At 31.4% G+C, this 21,731-nt stretch carries 22 protein-coding genes and 1 pseudogene; 16 read left to right on the forward strand and 7 right to left on the reverse strand.

Annotated elements, in window-relative coordinates; genetic code table 11:
• Positions 1-2: 2 nt before the first annotated feature.
• Positions 3-905, reverse strand: coding sequence for a geranylgeranylglycerol-phosphate geranylgeranyltransferase (locus DK441_RS21740; protein WP_109852690.1), 903 nt, complete (start codon positions 903-905; stop codon positions 3-5).
• Between the two features lie 235 nt (positions 906-1,140).
• Between DK441_RS21740 and DK441_RS21745 the strand changes: the two genes are divergently transcribed.
• Genes DK441_RS21745 through DK441_RS21765 form a run of 5 tightly spaced genes read left to right on the forward strand, consistent with a single transcriptional unit; the run spans position 1,141 to position 5,194 of the window.
• Positions 1,141-2,535 carry a sensor histidine kinase KdpD gene (locus tag DK441_RS21745; RefSeq protein ID WP_109853603.1) on the forward strand — a complete coding sequence of 465 codons (1,395 nt, stop codon included), beginning with the start codon at positions 1,141-1,143 and terminating at the stop codon, positions 2,533-2,535.
• Between the two features lie 5 nt (positions 2,536-2,540).
• Positions 2,541-3,221 carry a response regulator transcription factor gene (locus DK441_RS21750; RefSeq protein WP_025666956.1) on the forward strand — a complete coding sequence of 227 codons (681 nt, stop codon included), beginning with the start codon at positions 2,541-2,543 and terminating at the stop codon, positions 3,219-3,221.
• A 24-nt stretch (positions 3,222-3,245) separates the two neighbouring features.
• Positions 3,246-3,692: a hypothetical protein gene (locus DK441_RS21755; RefSeq protein WP_025666957.1), complete on the forward strand. Its 447-nt coding sequence runs from the start codon at positions 3,246-3,248 to the stop codon at positions 3,690-3,692.
• A gap of 28 nt (positions 3,693-3,720) precedes the next feature.
• A complete protein-coding gene (locus tag DK441_RS21760) occupies positions 3,721-4,143 on the forward strand; it encodes a hypothetical protein (protein WP_109852693.1) in 423 nt (140 codons plus the stop codon).
• Between the two features lie 25 nt (positions 4,144-4,168).
• Positions 4,169-5,194: a hypothetical protein gene (locus DK441_RS21765; RefSeq protein WP_109852695.1), complete on the forward strand. Its 1,026-nt coding sequence runs from the start codon at positions 4,169-4,171 to the stop codon at positions 5,192-5,194.
• Positions 5,195-5,208: 14 nt separating this feature from the next.
• Here the strand turns inward: DK441_RS21765 and DK441_RS27170 are convergent.
• A pseudogene (locus DK441_RS27170) lies at positions 5,209-5,274 on the reverse strand (23S rRNA (pseudouridine(1915)-N(3))-methyltransferase RlmH); the annotation flags it as partial.
• Positions 5,275-5,679: 405 nt separating this feature from the next.
• Here DK441_RS27170 and DK441_RS21775 point away from each other — a divergent pair.
• Entirely contained in the window at positions 5,680-7,482 is a 1,803-nt protein-coding gene (locus tag DK441_RS21775) for a M61 family metallopeptidase (RefSeq protein ID WP_109852697.1), read from the forward strand.
• Between the two features lie 74 nt (positions 7,483-7,556).
• Here the strand turns inward: DK441_RS21775 and tssO are convergent, their stop codons facing one another.
• From tssO to DK441_RS21800, 5 genes are read right to left on the reverse strand one after another with little or no spacing between them, the layout of a single operon-like run.
• Positions 7,557-8,060, reverse strand: coding sequence for a type VI secretion system TssO (gene tssO, locus DK441_RS21780; protein WP_109852699.1), 504 nt, complete (start codon positions 8,058-8,060; stop codon positions 7,557-7,559).
• Between the two features lie 25 nt (positions 8,061-8,085).
• Entirely contained in the window at positions 8,086-9,246 is a 1,161-nt protein-coding gene (locus DK441_RS21785) for a hypothetical protein (protein ID WP_109852701.1), read from the reverse strand.
• A gap of 4 nt (positions 9,247-9,250) precedes the next feature.
• A complete protein-coding gene (locus DK441_RS21790; protein WP_109852703.1) occupies positions 9,251-10,243 on the reverse strand; it encodes a PKD domain-containing protein in 993 nt (330 codons plus the stop codon).
• 18 nt (positions 10,244-10,261) lie between these two features.
• The gene (locus DK441_RS21795; RefSeq protein WP_109852705.1) at positions 10,262-12,097 is read right to left on the reverse strand and encodes a type VI secretion system baseplate subunit TssF; all 1,836 of its coding nucleotides are present in this window, start codon (positions 12,095-12,097) and stop codon (positions 10,262-10,264) included.
• A gap of 2 nt (positions 12,098-12,099) precedes the next feature.
• A complete protein-coding gene (locus DK441_RS21800) occupies positions 12,100-12,531 on the reverse strand; it encodes a GPW/gp25 family protein (protein ID WP_109852707.1) in 432 nt (143 codons plus the stop codon).
• Positions 12,532-12,707: 176 nt separating this feature from the next.
• Here DK441_RS21800 and DK441_RS21805 point away from each other — a divergent pair, with 176 nt between their 5' ends.
• The 10 genes from DK441_RS21805 (at position 12,708) to DK441_RS21850 (ending at position 21,691) form a co-directional block, all read left to right on the forward strand.
• Positions 12,708-13,313, forward strand: a complete 606-nt coding sequence (locus DK441_RS21805; RefSeq protein ID WP_109852709.1) for a C40 family peptidase — start codon at positions 12,708-12,710, stop codon at positions 13,311-13,313.
• Positions 13,314-13,347: 34 nt separating this feature from the next.
• The gene (locus DK441_RS21810) at positions 13,348-14,262 is read left to right on the forward strand and encodes a hypothetical protein (RefSeq protein ID WP_109852711.1); all 915 of its coding nucleotides are present in this window, start codon (positions 13,348-13,350) and stop codon (positions 14,260-14,262) included.
• Positions 14,263-15,132 carry a TssN family type VI secretion system protein gene (locus tag DK441_RS21815; protein ID WP_235015803.1) on the forward strand — a complete coding sequence of 290 codons (870 nt, stop codon included), beginning with the start codon at positions 14,263-14,265 and terminating at the stop codon, positions 15,130-15,132.
• Positions 15,133-15,379: 247 nt separating this feature from the next.
• Entirely contained in the window at positions 15,380-15,766 is a 387-nt protein-coding gene (tssD, locus tag DK441_RS21820) for a type VI secretion system tube protein TssD (protein ID WP_109852713.1), read from the forward strand.
• 130 nt (positions 15,767-15,896) lie between these two features.
• The gene (gene tssD, locus DK441_RS21825) at positions 15,897-16,292 is read left to right on the forward strand and encodes a type VI secretion system tube protein TssD (RefSeq protein WP_109852715.1); all 396 of its coding nucleotides are present in this window, start codon (positions 15,897-15,899) and stop codon (positions 16,290-16,292) included.
• Positions 16,293-16,301: 9 nt separating this feature from the next.
• Positions 16,302-17,027 carry a hypothetical protein gene (locus DK441_RS21830; protein ID WP_109852718.1) on the forward strand — a complete coding sequence of 242 codons (726 nt, stop codon included), beginning with the start codon at positions 16,302-16,304 and terminating at the stop codon, positions 17,025-17,027.
• Entirely contained in the window at positions 17,024-17,776 is a 753-nt protein-coding gene (locus tag DK441_RS21835; RefSeq protein WP_109852720.1) for a hypothetical protein, read from the forward strand. Before DK441_RS21830 ends, DK441_RS21835 begins: the two co-directional genes overlap by 4 nt.
• Positions 17,777-17,804: 28 nt before the next feature.
• On the forward strand, positions 17,805-19,631 hold the full coding sequence (locus DK441_RS21840) for a type VI secretion system Vgr family protein (RefSeq protein ID WP_109852722.1): 1,827 nt from the start codon (positions 17,805-17,807) through the stop codon (positions 19,629-19,631).
• Between the two features lies 1 nt (position 19,632).
• On the forward strand, positions 19,633-20,487 hold the full coding sequence (locus DK441_RS21845; protein WP_109852724.1) for a hypothetical protein: 855 nt from the start codon (positions 19,633-19,635) through the stop codon (positions 20,485-20,487).
• Complete coding sequence (locus DK441_RS21850) at positions 20,480-21,691, forward strand: PAAR-like protein (protein WP_109852726.1); 1,212 nt, start codon at positions 20,480-20,482, stop codon at positions 21,689-21,691. Before DK441_RS21845 ends, DK441_RS21850 begins: the two co-directional genes overlap by 8 nt.
• The last annotated feature ends 40 nt before the right edge of the window (positions 21,692-21,731 follow it).

Consider the following 21,731-nt stretch of genomic DNA (forward strand, 5'->3'; position numbering starts at 1 on the left):
TGTTATACTAAAACAAATTGATAAAATAACAATGAAATAGATGCACCAAATAAAATTATCTTTAAAAGCAATGCTAACCTTTTAAACTGTTTATCTGATTCGGCACTAAAGCTTTTGATCATAAAATAGAGTAAAGGAGCAACAATAAGGATCAGTACAAAAATAACAGCTTTACTGTTCGAAAAAAGATAAGTGTAGATGTAATAAATTACAGATATAATTGGAAGGAATGTTAATGCTCCGATTAATTTTGTTGTTCGATTTTTTCCTAGAACTATTGGGACGGTTCTAATTCCTATATTATGATCTCTATCTATATGCAGACAATCTTTTACAATTTCTCTTAAGAGTATAATCGTGAATGCAAATATTGAATAATCTAAAATAATAGAAAAAATAACGGTTTGTGATGCTCTATTCTTTTCGGTGATAGCAGGAAGAAGATCAAAAATCCCAACGACAATTAAACTCAATGAAGCAAGCAATGCAGGAATAAAATTTTTAAGAACAATGATTTCTTTTAAATAAGATGCGTAGATATAAAACACTCCAGAAATTACTATAAATAATGCGGCAAAACCTGGTCTGTTAATAAGGTTAGCTAAGTAAAATCCAATAAGAACACCGATTATATTAAGAATAATAAATAATCGATTGGCCGATTTTTCGGTTATAGAATCATATAATACACCTTTTACACCGGTATCTTCTTGATTGTAAATTTCGATAATTATGTTTCCTGCAGCAGCAATACAAAATGTAGCTACCATTAAAATAGCAATACCCAAGCCATTTAGGGTAATAGCAATATTAAAGGGTTCAAAAAGACCATATTTAAGACATAATTGTGCAAAGGCAATTATAAGTAAGTTATCAAATTTTATAAGCTTCAGATAAGATAGCATAGAGGTGATTGGTTAATTAGTCAGCAAATGTAATAATTAATACCAATTTTTGCCCTATTAACATAGATACTTAAAAGCCTTGTATTTATAGTAATGAAGAGGTGTATTAACGTTAATAGAGGGTTAATGGAGGCTGATTCTATTGAATAAAAGGATGTTTGCTATACTTTTGGAATCATCATCAATCAAAAAACGAATAAGTGTTAAAAAAACAAATAAGCTGTATATCACTACAATGAAGAAAAAGATAAACATACTCATTATTACATCTATTTTAACCTTATTGGCATTGTCTGGTATTCAGGGGTATTTGATTTATAACACGTATCAGCTTAAAAAGGATGTGTTTATTAAAGAAACCAAGAAAGCTGTCTCGAGTATCGATAATACCAAAGAAATGGATTCTATAGCAGAGCTTTGGTATAATCAGCTAACAAAGAATCTAATAGAGTATAGAAAGAATAATCTTCTTAAAAATGAAACTATAGAACGTTTCAAGCCTTTTACAGATTCGTTAAATGATACATTTAATGAATACTATGAAAAAGAAATGGGAAAAGTTAATCTGGGATATGAGTTAAAATATAAGAAAACAATAAAGAGTATTATTATTCATGATAATAACCTTTTAGATACCGTTTTTAAAGCAAAAGAAGAGGATAGTTACTTTTTGTTCGGAGAAGATTTTCCTGATAAAGAAGGTAATGTAATAAGTAGTGGTAGATGGTTTACAGAACAAGATATAGAGGATGATAGCGGTAGTGAAATTATAAAAACCCAGCTTAATCTCGAAATTCGAACAGTAGATGCGGTCAGTATTATCGGATGGAAGAGAATAGTTTTTGGGCAAATGGCAAGTCTGTTTTTATTCTCTGTTATATTGTTACTATTTGTAGTTGTCTTACTTTTTTATTCGATTAAAACTGTAATTAGACAAAAAAAAATAGCCGATGTGCGTAATGATTTTATAAATAACATTACTCATGAGCTTAAAACTCCTTTGGCAACTTTAGGTATTGCTTCGAAAAGTTTAAGGAGTAAAGAGACCCAAAATTCACCAAAAATATTCTCTAGTGCATTAGATATATTAGATCGACAAAATAACCGATTGCAGAAACTAATTGATCAGGTAATGAATAATACTTTAGGATCTGAAGAAATCGTTTTGAATAAAGAACAGGTTCTGGATACTAAGTATTTTAAAGAAGTTGTAGAGGATTTTAAGGTATCGGTTAAAGATAAGCAAGTCGACGTAAATATGAAGATAGAATTTAGAGATGTAAATCTTTATATCGATAAATTTCTATTTACCACAGCATTATTTAATGTATTAGAAAATGCTGTGAAATACGGGAAAGAAAAAGTCGAAATTAGAATACGAACAGAACGTAAAAACGATACGTATACAATTTCGATTCGTGATAATGGGATTGGGATTTCTGAAAAAGAACAGCATAAGATTTTTGAAAAATTTTATAGAGTAACAACAGGAAACGTACATGATGTAAAGGGATTAGGTCTGGGATTGTTCTATACCAATCAAATCATTAAAGCACACCAGGGAGAAATTAATATTGAAAGTAAACCCGAAGAAGGAACAAATTTTAAAATAACCATACCAATAATTTAATAGTTATGAAGCATATACTACTCGCAGAAGATGATTTTGATTTTGGAAGTATATTAAAGCAATATCTCGAAATACATAATTATAAGGTGACCTGGGCAAAAGACGGTAAAGAAGCGCTATCGATATTTTCTGAAGGAAAATTTGATATATGTGTCTTTGATGTGATGATGCCAAAAATGGATGGGTTTACATTAGCAGAGCAAGTAGTAGAAATAGATCCCGAAATTCCATTCGTTTTCCTTACTGCTAAGAAAATGAAAGAAGATAAAATAAGAGGATTAAAATTAGGTGCAGATGATTACATCGTGAAACCATTTGAAGCAGACATTCTAGTCCTTAAACTTCAGAATATTTTAAAGCGAACACAGAAAATAGAATCCTTAAAAGACGAGGTGGTAAAAATTGGAAAGTATGAGTTTGATATTGTTAATCATCAATTAAAATTGAATGGAGAATCACAACGATTAACCGAAAAAGAAACATTACTTATTCAATATTTATGGGAACATAGAAATAGAATGATTAAAAGAGAAGATGTGTTAAAAGATGTTTGGGGTAATGATGATTTCTTCTCTGGTCGAAGTATGGATGTATTCATAAGTCGATTAAGAAAATATTTTAAAGAAGACAACAATGTAAATATAGAAAGTGTACGTGGGGTTGGCCTCACATTTAGTATAGCTTAAATCATCAATCAAAAAACGAATAGTATGAAAACATTAATCACCATTTTGGTAAACCTGCTAATAGGATTACTAACCATGAATGCACAAACAAGTTCTACAAGTTCTTCTAAATCATCATCACAAGTAACCATAAGTATTAGTGATGATTCTGGAGAGAAAAGTTATTCTAGATCCTTTGCGATCATTGATATGGAAGAGAGTTTTAGGATCAAAATAAGATTTATGAAATATATGAAGGGCGATGTAAAGTCTTATCTGATCGATCAATTTGGAAAAGAAAATATGATTATCGACGATGAAGCCTATCTGTGGAGAAAAGAAATAGAAGATGATGAATTATATGAAGTGCGGCTCAAAGACAATAAATTAAGAATCAATGTAGATAAAGAACTGGCCTCGAATAAATTGATTAAGAAATTTGAACGAATCGGCAAAGAATTAAAATCAATTACATCAAAAAACGAAAATTAAATCAATCATCAATCAAAAAACAGAAATTATGAAAACAATTATTTGTACATTAAGTCTTGTATTTGCTCTTTCTTTGAGCAATGCTCAAACAACTTCAACTTCAAACTCTAAAGTATCTATTAGTTATTCTAGTGATGAACCAGGAGAAGGTAAGTATAGAGTTAATATTTCTATCTCTAATACAGAAGATATGTATACCTTAAAAGCTAGTTTTCCATCATCTAAAACAGGAAAATTAAAACAATTCTTAAAAGATCATTTAACTCCAAAAATGACTAAAAACGGAACGACATCTACCTGGAAATATAATGCCAAAGGAGAAACAGGATACGTTGTAAAACTGAAAAAAGGAAAGTTAAATGTTTTTATGGATAAAGAATTTGTATCTGCCGACTTAGTAGAAGATTTGATAGATATGTTTAGCGATCTTAAAGATATCGTAAAAGAATAACTAGATCTGTGGTAACAAGTTGTATATGAAAAAGATTATAGTATTTACAATTGTTTTGTTAGGACTAGTGAGTTGTAAAAAAAACGATTCTGATTTAATCTGTGAAAGAATCAATTATCTGGTAGATACAAAAAGTAATGTGGCAAAAAAATATTGGAAAGATTTTGATAAGCAGTTACTTTTTGGTCCTATGTTATATTATACAAAAGATGGTCTTTTTGCAATAGATGCTAATGAAGCATTAAAAGAAAAAATAAACCTAGTAGCATATAACTGTGATGATTCTAATATATCTGTAGGGTTTACTCCCATAATTGACACCACAAATTTTTATATGAATGTGTCTTATGAAGATAAAAACACATCGGCATTAGAGTATAAAAATACATTAGGAATGTTTAGTGATGTAGAATTAACAGAAAAATTCATCACCGATGTTAAAGATACAGAAGAATGGATGACAATGGTTATTCATGAAATATTTCATCAATATCAAAAAAAATTCAAAAAGTTTCGAGAAAAACAGATGTCGAGCCAAAGAGATTTTGATAGAGATACATTAAATTATTTCTTTAAAAACGAAAGTTGGTTTAATACAACGGTTAAAAACGAAAATCAATTTCTTCTTAAGATAATACAAGAAGATAATAATGATAGTGTTAAGAATTACATTTCAGAATATTTAAAAAGTAAAGAGCAAAGGTATGCTAAGATTAAGGATGAATTCAGAATTGATATATCTGCATTAGAAGCTAGCTTGTCTAAATCAGAAGGCACCGCCAGGTATATTGAATACTGTACCAAATTAGCGTTATCGACGAGTTCTAATAATCATACCTTATCCGAAATAGACAAAAAATATGTTGCTAATCGATTTAAAGGTTATAATTTAAAACAAGACGAGTGGATGTATAACTTAGGAGGAGGATATTATTATTCTTTAGGATTTAATTTAACTCGAGTTCTGGAAAAATTAAAAATAAAGTATCAAGAAGATATTTTTTTAGAGAACAAGTCATTTGATCAATATCTAAAAGAATACCTTGAGTAATATTATAATGAACCTTATCTGTGATGGTAAGGTTCATTTCTTAATATGGTGAATCCACGATATAATTGTTCTACAAAAAAAACACTTCAATTGATCAAAAAAACAGCTATTTTTTGCCAGAATCAAAAAAGTCTAAATCACTTCAAAATAAAAAAATAGACAATGTGAACAGGAGGTTTATAAAGTTCAAGAAATTGCAAAAAGGATGCATTAAGCTTGAAGAAATAAATGACACTACATTTTTTTATAATGCGTCTTACAAAGCTGAAATATTTCGGCATTAGAATATAAAAAATACTAAGAGGATATCGAGTGATATTGGATTGATAGAAAAAAATATAACTGATGTTACTATAGATATGGTTGACAACGATTATTCATGAAATCTATGTTTGTATAGTTACCAGATAATTGTATTTTTGAACATTTCACCAGGACTATAAAAATATATTACAACTTAATTTACCAAATATAAATATATACAAATGAGATATTTTTCACTAATCATCCTCTTGTTTTTAACAATACAATCCGGGTTTACACAAATAAGAAACAAATACTCGATTTCATTCGATAATGCAGAACATCATGAAGCAAATGTAACTGCAACCTTTACAAGTTTACAGAGTGGTACTATTTCTTTGAAGATGAGCAGAACGTCACCAGGGAGATACGCGTTACATGAATTTGCTAAAAATGTTTACAATGTGAAAATTACTGATAGCAAAGGTAAAAATGTAACGGTTACCAGGCCTAATTTACATCAATGGGATGTTACGGGACATGATGGGACTATACATGTGTATTATACTTTATTTGCAGATAGGGGTGATGGTACATATTCTCAAATTGATGAAACTCATGCTTTAATCAATAATCCAGCTACTTTCATGTATGTTTCTAGTTTAAAAGAACGACCTGTTGAGGTTTTATATGTAACTAGAGAAGATCTCGGTTGGAAAATAGCAACTCAATTAAGCCCTCAGGGAAGTAATAGTTTTCTTGCGCCTAACTTGCAATTTTTTATGGACAGTCCAGCTTTGTTAAGCAATCATGTTGTAAAAGAATATAAAGTTGGTTCTGGGAATAAAGAGTATCTTATTAAAATGGCTTTACAGCATAATGGTACCGATCAAGAAGCTAATGTTTTTTTTGATCAGGTCAAAAAGATTGTAGAAGAAGAAAAGAAAGTATTTGGTGATTACCCTAGTTTTGAAAATAACGAATATACATTTTTAGCTTGTTTTATGCCGCAGGTATCCAGAGATGGGATGGAACATCGAAATTCTACTGTTATAACAAATCCTAAAAGTATTGCAAATGGAGGCATGAAGGATAATATTAGCACATTTGCTCACGAGTTTTTTCATGCATGGAATGTAGAACGCATACGTCCTTTGGCTTTAGAGCCTTTTGATTTTGATAAAGCTAATCTTTGTGATGAATTGTGGTTTGCAGAAGGAGTCACAAGTTATTATACAAATTTATCCTTATGTCGATCAGGTATTATTAGTCAGGAAGAATATATAACACGTTTAACCAAAACTTATAATGAAGTTTGGAATTCACCAGCGCTGAAATACTATAACCCTAGAGAAATGAGCCGTAAGGCCCCTTTTGTAGATGCTGCTACTACTGTAGATCCTGTTCATAGAGAAAACACCTATGTTTCTTACTATTCTTATGGTAATATGTTAGGACTGGCACTGGATTTAGCCTTAAGAGATGAGAAAAATGATCTTAATCTGGATGATTTTATGAAGTTATTTTGGACAAAGTACGGTAAAACTGAAATCCCTTATACAACAGATAATCTATTTATTACTTTAAGAGAATATGCAGGAACATCATTTGCAGATAAATTTTTCTCTAGATATATTAATGGTAGTGAAGTACCAGACTTTAAAAAATTATTGGGCTCTGTTGCAATTTATCTTAAATCTGAAAAAGATCCTTATATAGGAGCAGAAATCGAATTCACAAAAAATGGTTTGGCAAGAATATCAGAATATACCAAACAAGGTACACCAGCGTATGAAGCAGGTTTGGAGAAAGAAGATATTATCATTTCTATAGGTAATAAATCTTTTTCTGATTTAGAACAATATCATGAAGTGGTTAACAAAAATAAATCCAGTAAAAAAGTAATTCTAAAATTTAAAAGAAACGGAAAAGATCGATCTACCTATGTGAAAATAGGAGAAGACCCTAAAGTAATACTTACAGAATATTCTAAACCTAACGAAAAAGCATTACAAAGACGTAAAGATTGGCTGGGTGCTGAGTAGTAGCTAGTATTTTTCTATAAGATATACAAAAAAACTTCAGAATAGTAATCGTGCTATTCTGAAGCTTTTTTTAGTTATCGTCTTAACGCATCTAGATATCGGTTTGCTTTCTCAAGTTCTTGATTTACCCGTTCTAATTCTTCCTCGTATTCTTCTAATTGAGCATCAACATCTTCAAACTCTTTTAGTTTTGTTTTTAGTCCTTGCAAGTCTACAAAAGACTTCACAATACTATTATACATATTATATCTGTATGTTGAATCCTCTTCAGGAATAGATTTTTGCAAATCCACAATTTTAGAGTTTATAAGTGCATTAATGTACTGTATATTTTGTCCTGGAGTGTCTAAAGAATCCAATAGTGATCGTATTGCAAACATCTCACTAGAAAACTCCTCTTGAAACTGCATTTCTGTTTTTATAGCCTTGGATTGTTCTCTTAGTACAGAATTTTCTTTTAAGGGAACTCTGTCAAAATCAAAAAAGAAAGCAAGTACAATTAGAGTTACGGTAAAAATAAATAACAACGAAAATTTTAATATACTATTTCTTCTTTCTTTACTGTTTTTTGGTTTCATTTTATGTTTTTATAAGTTGTTATTTTTAATCAAGTAGAAAACTTCTTCTGTTTTTAACATCTTGTTTGGCAAGAACTTCTTCTTTTACAAAGATATTTGAATCTGTTTTTTTACCTATGTAATCTAATTCGTTTAATTTTTTGAAAAGAGATAACATCAATTTTGTATAGTTTGAAACATGATTTAATGATGTATTGATATCTGTATGTGTGTATTGTAACTCGATCATTTCTATCAAAGTATTTTCAAAAGCTCCTTGATTGAGGTCGCACCAATCTGATAAATAATTCAATAGCTCTTCTTTTCCTGTACCTGCATAGATATCCAGATTATTTTTAATGACTCTTGCCATAGAAATAAGCTTACAGATCATCGATATTGGAGGTGCTTGTTTGTCATTAATACGGTACTCTGGTAATATACCTCCTAAATATTGAAGAGTGTTTTGACAAAGCGTTAATACCATTTTTGCAAGATCATTGGATTGTTTTTTCTGATAGATTTTTTGTATTATATTCATTGAGTACTTTTCTATTGCATTAAAAAAAGTACCAATCTCAGAGTAGGTGTATAAAAGATCTTGATGGCTAAGAATAGATGTGCAGGGCGGTATAAAATCTTCTGCAAGATAAGGAGTGGATCCTTCTTCAAACATTATTTTACCTATAGTGATATGATAATCGCCAAATTCCTCAGCATTAACTTCGCTTTTTTCTACAATACCAAGTTTGTATTCGGGTAATACATAAGGGTGGCGAGGAGGTTCTTCTTTAGGATCAGAGTCGCCTATTGGTATTCTTACATATGGATTAACACTTAAAACTACATAGCATTCCTCTTCAACACCACCAATAGGGAAATTTGTAGTAATAAGGCTCCCTTCGTTTTCAAGAAATGATGATATTTCTGGAGTAATATATATAAGATGTCCACCAGATGTAATTGCTCTGCACTTAACAAGTTGTATTTTGATAGTTTCCTGACCATCCATAGAAAAAATCATCTTTACAGCTTCTTCTGATCCTAAATCTGGTAACAAACCATAATTATTAGTGTTTAATCCTCGTGCACTAATTACCTTAGAAAATTGGAAAAGGGCATTTTCCATATCAATAAAACGATTTTTATTGATTTTCATTCCATCAACCCAGTTAACCCTATAGTAATTATTATCTTCTTTTTTCATTTTTTTAAAATAAACCAGTTTTTGAATATTGTATTGTAATATATTCTATGCAATTATTTTTCTTATTTCTAAATATTTCAAGCTCTTTTATTTTGATTCGTTTACCTTTTATTTTTTCACAAAATTCAATAAACGTTGTTCTTTTTCCTCTTGCGGTCATTTGTAATTGCAAATTATCACATAAGTACTTGCTGAAATCTTTTGCACTTGCTTTTTTATTAGAAACAGCCATTATTTTTGATGCAAAATTACTATCCTTAATATCAGGAGCTCTAAATTCTGTCTTTGGTTCATTTTTTATAGCATCCTTTGGTGCATATTTAATTGTTGAGGAAGATTCTTTAGGCCTTTTAATTCTCTTTTTAGGAGTATTAACTTTTTTATTATTAGGTAAAACTTTTATTTTTTTTCTTGTAGCATATCTATTATCATCATTTACAATTAGCGTAATAGTTTTTAAACCAGGAGACTCATAAATATATTGTGGGTTTTTTTTGATAGAATTTACTTTTGCTGTTTCTCCAAACCTCCATTCCCATTTATGAGCACCTTTGGTGTTATCTTTAAGTCGTAATACTTCACCAACTTTTATTGAAGCCGGGGCTTTAAAATTTGCCAGTTTAGTTGAATCTAGAATAAAAACTTTCTCTTTTATGGTAATCATTTTTATTCCTTCACATTGTCCATTAATTTTTAACTTAATATTGTATTGTCCGGGGCTTTCAAAAGTATGAAAAGGAGATAAACCAGAACGTATTTTAGAGCTATCTCCGAAATCCCATTCTCTTTTGAATGCACCTTTGGTTTTATCTTTAAATCTAATAATCTCACCAACCCTATAGTTTTTGGCATTGATATCAAAATCTATAATTTCACAGGGAACATAGTTAACATATTTAAATGCAAAAACAGCGGCTGTAACAAAAAATGTAATGACGAAAAACAAAACAATACTTCGATCCATATAAGTATTTCCTTGTGTATTTGATAGTTTCATTTTTGTGTAAAATTTTGATTAATTCATTAATGTAATATAATAAGGAAAAACATTTAGTGATTGTTTTTCTAATATAGATAAAATATCTATTGTTATAGAGTTCCATTCAAAATCAGAAACTTGCACGGTAGGATTAGGATAAAGCATTATTTCAATAGATGGAACCAATCCTTTGTTAGTTTCAATACTGGTTTTGAATATTTTTCTTATAACCACTTTTTCAATTTTATTACTACATATTTCATAACACAGTGCTTTAATGTCTTCTTTGGTAACAATCCTATTTCTAGAGAGTAACGCTTTACGGTATGCATAAAGTCGTTCTTCCATTGTAAGGTTATCTTTTCCTTGAAAACTAGGAGTAAGAAACCTTCCTTTTTTTTGCTTTAGCTCACTTCCTTTATAAATATTCAGAGAGCTTCCAGATTTTATTTGATTAGCTTCTTGTCCATTTGTTGTCCAATATTCTATCAAAAGTGTATCTTTTTTCTTAAAAGGTTTAACAGAAACATAATTTGTTTCTGCTACTGTTTTTGTCATATCTAAAACTTTTTTTTCTAATGTAGCTATATTTTGATTTAGCATATTGGCATTAGATTGTAAAAAATCGTTTCCATAAATAGAAAAAGCAGCACTTTCATCTTTTAGTAAATCTATAAGATGTAAAAGATATTCTTTGGCTTTCCGAGAATCAAGTTTACTTACATTGTCTCTTCGTATTACAAAGGTTCCTTTTAGATCTTTATCAGCATCATTTTCTCTTAGGTTGTATATCTGTCCCGAAGTATTACTTACGGTTTTAACATCCAGAAATAAATCCATTGTACTTAAAGGAGCAATATCTATATAATCTTTTAGTTGATAAGAAACACTCTCTAATTTACGATTTAATACAGGAAAAGCATTAAATGAGCAAAACAGGTTTGTTAAGATGGTATTGCTGATTACCTTGGGGAAAACTATTTTAATCCAATTTACATTCTGAAAATCTTCAGTATCATCATAATGTATAAAGTTAGTAATTTCTTTGGGAATTTTTATAGTTCTCTGTAATGAAATATCAGAGTTAATTGTTATAAAATGCTTTTCGTAGTTTTTTTTTACATCATTTTCAATATTTCTCGTTTTATTAGGAATATGAGAAAATATAGATTCTAAATCCAAGCGTTCAGAATTATGACTATTCATATATCCCGAAGTTACATCAACCAACGTACCGTTGTAATAAAATTTTGCTTGTTGTAGATAATGATAAAATAACTCTCTGTCTTGTATATCTAATATTTCAAAAAACAGAGAAGCGTTTTTTAAATGAATATTTTCGTGATCAGATTTGATACCCAAATACAGAGTAGAAGAAGGTAAAGAGACTTTGTCTTTATATGTAAGTACTATGTTGGATCTTGATTTTTCTTCAATTTCATATGCATCTTTTCCGCAAAGGATATGAGTGATGTTAGCATTTATTAATTTATTTTCCTGAACCGGAGAAAAGAATATGTTTTTTATGGTACGATCTGCACCTGTATTTTTTATTCTTTTATTATAATAGAATAAATTTTCTGGAGTAATGACGCTTTCTGGCGATATAGGTTCGGCATAAGCAATAGCATGAGCAGGACGAGCACCATATAAGGTTTCTGGAGTCATTAATTGTATAAGTTGCTCAGTTGCTCTTGTTTGTGAATTGTTGATTTCTCCAGAGATTTTTGCAATCTCAGAAGCGCAGGCATCAATCAGAAGCGTTACAATAGGATCAAAAGAGGTTTCTATCTCATTAGGAGGAACCCCCCAAAGCGAAGCAGCCTTTTTTATCATCCTATTTTTAATCTGGGTTTTATTTTCTTGAGCCATAATTAATATGAAAGAGGAGCGATATAAAATTTTTCTAAACAAGAAAAAGGCTCATTGGTTAAACAAATAGTTCCATTTACTTTTATATCTACACGTTTTTTTACTCTGTTTAAGTTAGAAATATTTCTAAACTCATCTTGTTGTATAGTAACCTTTAAACTTACGTTTTTCAATCTTTTTTCTTTACTGGTGATACTTTCTGAAAGAGACTCTGTTATGATATCTCTAAGTTTGTTGGTTGTTGTTAAGTTGTCAAAATCTACATTCCATATTGAGCACCCAAAAGACTCATCAAAAACACATTCTCCAAAATGAGTAGTTGTTATCAGATGTATGAAATTAACAATTGATTGTGTAATGTTACATTGTTTAGCCTCTTTGTTACTAACAATTTTTTTAGTTTGTATGGGTAAGCTATAATACGATTTCATCATAGAGTAAAGGCTAAGAAGTTTTGTAAATCATCGCAATTTAATAAAGTTTTTACATACTAGAGGTAAGTTAAATGATAAACACGAATCTATTTTTTATTAATATTTTTTAATAACCTAACTTAATAATCTATAAAAAAGAATAGAAGTTTTTATATTTGTATAAATAATCATGGGGTATGAAACTATTTTGTAAAATATTAATGGTCTTATTAATAGCTTTTATTGGGGTCATAGGATGTAAAGGTACAGATCCAATTGCTTATATGAAACAAAAAGAAGGGCAGGAAAAAGAGGTTTCTCCTATTCAAAAAAAGTACGCTGCTGTAATAGGAGTGTCTCCAAAAGAAATAAAAAATATACCTCTTTATACCTTTATAGATAGTTGGATAGAAACGCCCTACAGGATGGGAGGTGAAACCAAAAAAGGTATTGATTGTTCTTTTTTTACTCAATTTCTTTATCATGATGTGTATAATAATTTGATAGAGAGAACAGCAGAAAAACAATATATGGCTCCCAGTACAGATAAATTTATTGGGCAGGAGTTTTTAAAACAAGGAGATCTTTTGTTTTTTAATGAAAGAGGCTCTCAGCATCATCCTATAACTCATGTAGGTATCTATTTGGATAATAATCATTTTGTGCACTCTACATCAAAATTAAGTGGCTCAGGAATCAATGGAGTTCAAATAAGTAATTTTACAGATAGTTATTGGCAGCGAATGTTTGTAGCCGCAGGAAGAAAACCAAAAAACGCAAATGGTGAATTAAGTCAGAAGTAAAAATAAGCTTTTCAGATATTCTGTTGGTTTAAATATGCAAGATACCGAAATACAAAAAATATATGAAGAGTTGATATCAGCTTACAAAAATTTGAAAGCGGAAGTTTTTGTGGCTGAAATTCTCGAATCTTCAGGTATTAAATTGAGTGATATCGACATTTTAAATAAAAGTACATTTTCTAGGTCATATCGTAGAGATGTTATCGATTTTACTTTAGATACGTATTCAGGAACAAAAGATAAACTTCAGTTTAATTTGGCTCGCAATGGGATTTATGATCTACTCCCAGAAGGAATTTTTCATGAACAAGTAAAAACGAGTCAATCTTCATACAAAGAGATACGACAAAAACATAAACAAGAAGAAAAAGATGCTAGGTTTTTTTTCACACCTATAGAGAATGAGCTTTTTGTTCAGAAAGTACGAGTAGAACAAAATGAAAGAAATTTATTAGATGAGTTTGTAAATCTTAAAAATAGTTTTCTTCTTGATTTTTGGGGATTGGATGATGAAATTCCCGAAGAATATTGCATGAAATTATTAAAATTATTGCCTTTTGCATATAAGATATCGGGTGACCCTGAGCTTACGGCTTTAAGTCTAGAAAAAATTCTTGAAGAGAAAGTCAGTATAAAAAAAACATTTGAACCTTATCATAGTAATGAGGTGGATAGTAATAATAAATTAGGGTTAGATTTCGTATTGGCGTTAAATGATTCTCATGTCTCATACCCTGTTTTTGAAATAAGAATTGATCAGGTATCAAGAAAAAATATGAGTAAATTTTTGCAAAATGGGGAGGCAATAAAAATTATTAGTACCTTTTGTGACTATTTTATTCCAATAGAAATAGAAACTAAGCTAATGATTACGTATTCAGAAAAGGAAAGTGCATTTGTTTTAGATGAGTCGGATAGTCCAAGATTAGGTTTAACAACAATGATATAGATGAATATGGTTTTGATTGCAGGTTTTAGTGCAGGCATGTTTAAGGTAGGTATATTAATGCTGGTGATTACCGTTGTTTTAATGGGGTTTGTAACTGGGTTGAAAAAGCTATTCTTTAAAAATAAGAAGAAATTCTTTTTATACATATTGGTTGCATTGTTGCTTTTTGCAGCTACAGCTTTGTTAAGCAATGAGAATGTACTTAATAACATACCTCTTAATAATTTTATAAGTTTTCAGGTTGTGTTTTTGCTACTTGGTGTTTTGCATATTTTGGCATTACGTAAATTTTTTCCTGATTTGTCAGAAACTCCAACAATGTTTTGGTCAGAGTTTCTATATACTATCGCGGTAACATGCGTAGGATTAATTTCATTCATGTTTGTGGTTGGAATTTATAGACCAGAATATACATATATCTTTCTGGTATCTGCTATCACGTTTTTGATTCCTTTTATGGTAGTAAAATTATACGAATATGCAGTATCTGTGCCTGTTCCGATTTATAAAAAATGGTATTACCCAGTAGATAAAAAGATAAAGGATCCCAAAGACGAAGAATTGGTAAACCCTCTTGTAATATCATTTGAATTTAATAAAGGGAATGCAATTGAGGAGATTAGTAATTTTAGGCTGAAGGCTCCTGAGCGAATGGAATTCGGTAAATTATTTTACTTTTTTATTAATGATTATAATGAGCGACATCCTGGGGGGGAGATTATTTATGTAGATGAAACTAATAACCCAGCAGGATGGATTTTCTATACAAGACCAAATTGGTTTGGTGTTCAAAGGTTTATCAACTACGCTAAAACCGTAGAAGCCAATAATATAAAAGAAAATGATGTTATTATTTGCAAGAGAGTTTAATAAAAAGTTAAATTTTTCAAAAAAAAGGATTTTAATTTTTAGGTTAAAATCCTTTTTTTATGGGGTTAAATTAAAAGCAGTACGGGTTTTAATTACCAATATGTAATACTTTTCTTTCTTTAGGTTGATTTTGAACGATTTCATGTTTTTTGTTTACCAGATAGTTCTAATTTTTTGAGTACATTTATAATGTGCAAGTCACATTTATTATAATCATTTATTATTATTAATTTAAAATTTTATTATTATGTCTTTTAAAGCAAAATTTAAAGTTGGAGGTAAAGAGTATAACGTATTAGATTGTAGTTATCAGCTTTTACAAGAAGTAGATCCAACTGGTCGTCCATCTTCTGTAGCCAGGGGAGGTATGATTCAAATCAAAGTAGAATCTACAGGAGATACAAGTCTTTCTGATTGGATGTTCAATAACTTTGAAATGAGAAGCGGATCTATCGTTTTTCTAAAAAGAGATACAGATGCAACATCAAAAGAAGTAGAGTTTATTGATGCATATGCAGTAAAGTATAAAGAAAACTTTGATGCAGGTGATAAAACTCCTATGACAGAAATGATTACGATTTCTTCAAGGGTACTTAAGATTGGTAATGGAGAGCATGTGAATGAGTGGGTATAATTTTAATATCTCAACATTTTTAGTATAAATTTCCAAAGGGAGTGTTTTTCACTCCCTTTGTTATCTAATTTTTTTATGAGATTTATACAGCATTTTCATTAATAAATTCATCAAATTAAACTTATTTATTATGTCTTTTTTAGCAAAATTGAATATTGACGGAGAAGAATTTAATGTACTAGAGTGTGATTTTGGGATCAAACAAAATATGGATGAAACTGGAAGACCCAGTGCTAAACCCAAAGGAGGACAAATACACCTTTTGATTGAATCAAACTTGAAAATCGATTTTTTTGATTGGGCAATTTCGGGATCTGCAATGAAATCAGGAGAAATCGTTTTTTATAGAAGAGATAATGTGTCATCTCTTAAAAAAGCAGAATTTAGAGATGCCTATTGTGTAGAGTACAGAGAACGTTTTAATGCAGTAGATTCTGAGCCTTTGCGAGTGTTTTTAGTGCTTTCTGCAAAAGAATTGGTGATGAGAGGAACTACATTTACCAATAACTGGCCCCTCAAAGCTTAAAAACAAGCTATGGGAAAGCAAGAAAAAAAGAAATCTAAACTTCAAAGAAAAAAGGAGCTAGGCAAGCAATATGGTGTTTATATGAACGCATATGGCGGTTATGCAGATGAAGAAAAAGAACGCCCGTTAGTTGATATCATAGAAAAAGTAGCACTTCATGTAGATATGATACCATCTTATTTGCATACTATAATTATGGGAGAAGGATTGGGGGATTTATATATAGATTTGGATACTAATTATGAAAAAGGAAAGCTTGTAACAGATAATACGATTAGTGGATTTCAACATTTAGGGCTTGATTTTTTTAGCTCTCCAAGAGAATTACCAAGGTTTAAGAAATACCTTCCGACTGGTTATAATGAAGGAGATGAGTATACTGCTGTGATGGAGGATCGTAATGAGAGGTATGGAGTAGAACAAGTTCCTAGTGCTAATTTTAAAGATTTAGAAAGTGCAATATATGGTTTTGCTGCTGTGATCAAACATCGTCAGGAGTTATTTGTAAGACATTACAAACAATATGGGTATACTAACCCAGATGAAGATCAGATCGCATATTGGACCTATTACTACTATCAGGCAGAAGGAGATGCTCGACGTGCATTGCAATCCAGAGGAGAATTTGATATCTTTAAGGATAAAGCTACTTCTAGATCGGCAATACATGTAAAAGCTTTAGAAAGAGTGGCAGCTTGGAGATATGTACAACACTATAATATATTTTCACAATGAGAAAATTCATTTTTTATAGTTTACTATCGATACTTAGTTTGTCCTGTAATGCTCAAACCAAAGAGAACTCTAAATCAGACTATGATGCAGAATTGGTTGGTTTATATGAGAAGTTTAGGGATAGTCTATATAACGATGATTTTACGATTAGCAGAAAAGTTATTAAAGAATTCAAACATAAATTATATCAAATCTTAGAAGAGACAGAAAGTTCAAATTTTAAGTTTGATAATTTAGAACAAAAAATAAAAATAGCATCTTCAGAGGATAAGCGACTTATGATTTTTAGTTGGAACGAATCTAATGGGATGAATCGAAGAGATTACAACTCTGCTTTTAGATATAATGATGGCAATAAAGTATATGTTCGTGATCTGGTAAATACTCATAAAAACCCAGAAGTAACAGATGTTAATGTCGGTTATTTCGAAATTTATACTATAGAAAAGAATAATTATCTTGTTTTGGGATATGGAACTTATGGAGGTGGACAAGAGTTCTATACTGCACGATCTTTATCGTTTAAAAAAGAAACCTTTAGTGATTGCAATGCCTGTTTTAATGGAAAAAACATATTGGTATTGAGAAAAACCAGAGGAAATAAAGATAGTATTATATATAATCCAGAACGTATGTCTCTTACATACCCCGAATATATAGAAGATGAAAAAAGTGGTTTTATGAAACCTACGGGTAGAATAATTACTTTATCTTATAAAAATGGTATGTTTTCTATGGGTATAGAATAAAAATAATCTGAACACAAAATAAAAAATTATGGCATTACAATCCAATATTCAGATATTTATAGGAGGAGCTCTCATTCCTACTTATAAAAGATTAATGCTCCGACAAGATCTAGATTCACATCATATACTAGAGTTGGTATGTCGTATGGATGTACTAGAAAAACTTGGTCAGGAGATGGCCTCAGAGAGTAAAAATTTTCTGGGAGAAATTATTACTTTACAAGTTTCCTCTTCTCAGGGTTTTTCGGGTTATGGAGAACTAGAGTTTAAAGGAGTAGTGACCAAAGTAAATAACACCAAAGGTTTTGATAATGGAGGAGAGGATACTGTAGAAATAAAAGCCCAAAGTGCTAGTATTATTGCAGATGATGGCCCTCATTTTGCTTCTCATAATGATGTAGGGTTGACAGAAATATTAAACAAAACATTTCAAGGATATGATCAATCCAAATTAGAAACTAGTTTTAATCCAACAATTACTTCTAATATACACTACAGTGTTCAGCATAATGATAGTGCTTATCAATATGCAAGTAGATTAGCTGCGCAATATAGTGAGTGGTTCTATTATGATGGAAAGGCTCTGATCTTTGGGAAACCAAAAGATAGCGAAGAAGTAATTTTGACATATGGCCATGATCTTAAAAAATTCACTTTAGAACTTAACCCAACTCCAAATAACTTCAAGTACTTTACCAATGATTATCTTACTGATGGATTGCATGAGAAGACGACTACGGGAGTAAATTCTGGTGTAAATGGATATAATAGCTTTACAAGTAATAAAAGTGAAGAGATTTATGCAAAGGAGACTAGTGTTTACCTTAATTCATATAATGATCCAGAGTTAAAACAACGTTTTGATAAACATGTAGAACAGCAAAAGAAAACACAAGAACTAAAACAAGTTCTTATTAAGGGAGTTAGTGATAACCCGGGAGTTTATCTTGGACAAGTAATAAAGATAAAGGAAGCGTCTGGCGCTCAGGGAAGCTATCGAATTACCAAAGTGATGCATACTGCCACAGAAAATGGTAATTATGTAAATCGTTTTGAAGGGGTTACAGCTGATATCGATGTGTACCCAAATACAAATACGATGGCATTTCCCAAAAGTGAATCTCAAGTAGCTATTGTAACAGAAAATTCGGATCCTGATGGATTGAGTCGAATAAAAGTACAATTTCCGTGGCAAAGACCAGATGGAGAGATGACCCCCTGGCTTCGTATGATCACTCCACATTCTGGAGGGGAGAAAGGTTTTCATTTTATTCCTGAGATAGGAGAAGAGGTACTGGTTGGTTTTGAAGGAGGTAATGCAGAACGCCCTTATGTAATGGGAGCTTTGTATAACGGAGGTAAAAATGCGCAGAACTGGCAATCCCAAAATAATGATGTTAAAGCAATTAAAACAAGAGGAGGACATTTAATAGAGCTTAATGATGCCGATGGAGAAGAAACTATTACGATATCAGACAAGAGTGGTAACAAAATACATCTGGATGTAAAAGGTTCAAGCATGAGTATAACTGCTCCTGCTAATCTTTCTCTTACAGCTGATACCATTGATATAAAAGCCAAAAATGCGCTTACTATCAAGTCCGAAGAAGCAACTATTGCTATCGATGCCAAGCAAGATATAGGTATGCATAGTGCAGATGCTACTGTAAAAGTAAGTGGTAAACAAAATGTAGATATGCGTAGCCATGAAGCAGAAGTTACTGTAAAGGCTAAAACAACAACTAATGTTGTAGGAGATCAAAAAATAGATATTATTTCTGGTAATGAACTAGCTATGCATGGTAAATCTACTAGCAAATTAACAGGAGGAGAAGTACATGTAAACAAAGGGTAAAATGGATAAAACTTTGGAGCTAGAAACTTATGCCGTAGAAGGTAAACTGTATAAGCACGAATCGAAATCTATTGTAGCTACAGAAAAAATGATGATGAAAAACTCATCAGAAGCCATATTAGAACAAACCTATGTGCGACAAAATCCATTAAAAAATGGTAATATCTTTCATGTTAAGACTCATTCAGAAAACTATGGTAAAGAGAATGCTACTTTAAAGATTACCAAAGACATGAATTCTCTGATTAATGATATCGGGGTTATTACTGATCAAACGGGCAAAGTAATAAAAATAACCAATAAGCATGAAGTGTTAGATAAGTGGGGTGATCTAAAAAAACGATGGAAAAAAGAAACCACCAAAGAAGATAGAGAACAAGTGCTTAGAACTATTGCAACTATAGACCATAATATAGTACAAGATAATTTTGATACCGATGTGACTAATCAAGGAGCATTACACTTTTTATTTTCTGGATTATACGGTGCCTATCCCAAAAAAGAAGGAAAAGTGATGCAAAAAGATTTATCAAAATTTTTGGTAACGCAACCTTTACCTCTTTTGATAACCTATACTATTGTAGAACATAATAAACGTACTAATGCTATGGTGATCGAAGGTGTTGGAGAATTAGACGAGGATAGATTGGATAAAGAAACGTTAAACAAACTAATACGTGCCTTAAAAGATAAAATTAACCTAAAAGTAGAACTACAAGTATCTTACAAAGAACGTTTTGAATTTGATTCCCACCACTGGTTGGATAAAGCCATGCAGCAGGTAAAAGTAAAAATCCCTGGATTTTATATGACAGAAAGTGAGCAGACCATATCTCAAATCGATCAATATGAGTAATAAAAAATATGTGCCAGAAGGAGTATATCTTGCCTGTGATAAGGGTACCACCCCCACAGAATTTAAGATTACTAACAACAACAAGACTTTTTTGTTCGAGAACCCTGTTGCCAATACCGGGGATATGGCACCTATGGTAAATGTAATGCCTTTTGGTAGCTGTTCTTTAATGAATGGTAATCCATGTGCGCCGGCACCAGTAGCCTGGCAGGGTTTTGAAGATGGGATATTTATCGGTAACTTTAATCCTTTATTAGAAGATAGTATACTGCCCTGTGGTGTAGGGGGTAAAATAGAAATACATTACTCGCTAGAAGATGCGCAGGCTGCCTGTGAAGAAGAAGGCTGGAGCTTTTGGGAGGTTGTAGGAGCAGCCGTACTGGTCGTAGCAGCCGTAGCCCTTATTGTAGTATCTGGTGGAGCAGCCATAGCAGCAGTAGGCGCCATAGCCGCAGCAACCACCACTACCGGTGTTGTGATAAGCAGTGTAGTACTGGTCGCAGAAGTAGCAGGTATGGCAATGGGAGCAAAAGCCCTCTACGATTATTCGCAAGATGGTGATGAGTGGGCGTTGTTTAAAGATGTAGCACTAGGCTATCTGTTCTTAGGAGCTGGTGCCGCGATTGCAAAAGGATTTAGAGCCTGGAAAGCTGCTAGAGCTGCCGATGAGGTGGTAGAAGTGGCTGATGATGCGCTTAGGGCTGGAGATGAACTTTCTGAGGCGGCAGCAAATCAACAAAGGGTAATTGATGATGTAGAAGAAGGTATAGAAGCACTCGGTACTAATAAAAGAAAAGGTAATTATGGCGAGATGAAAATGGATCGTCATTTAGAAAGTGTTACAGATATAAATGGTAACCCTGCAAATCTTACCAGAATAAGTGATGATGCTGTAGAAAGTTTAGATCAAACTATTGCAAAGGGTATAGATGGTGTGTATGAAAATGCTACACCTCCTCCTCAATATGTGATTGCAGAAGCTAAGTATAACACATCCAAGCTTGGTAATCCAGCAGATGGGCCTCAAATGAGTGATGATTGGATCGAGGGTAGTGGACGTTTAGAAAATGCAGTTGGTGTGGAAAAAGCTGATGATATTTTAGCAGAAGGTTATGAAAGAGTCTTAGTTCATATAGACGAAGCCGGAAACGTGACAACTAATAGCATAGATTCAGCAGGAAATATTGGTGGATTGTGGCCTTAAAATAAGTATTTTTAAAAAACAAATAATAAAAAAATCAAGA

The sequence above is a fragment of the Aquimarina sp. AU58 genome (assembly GCF_900312745.1).
Taxonomy (GTDB): domain Bacteria; phylum Bacteroidota; class Bacteroidia; order Flavobacteriales; family Flavobacteriaceae; genus Aquimarina; species Aquimarina spinulae.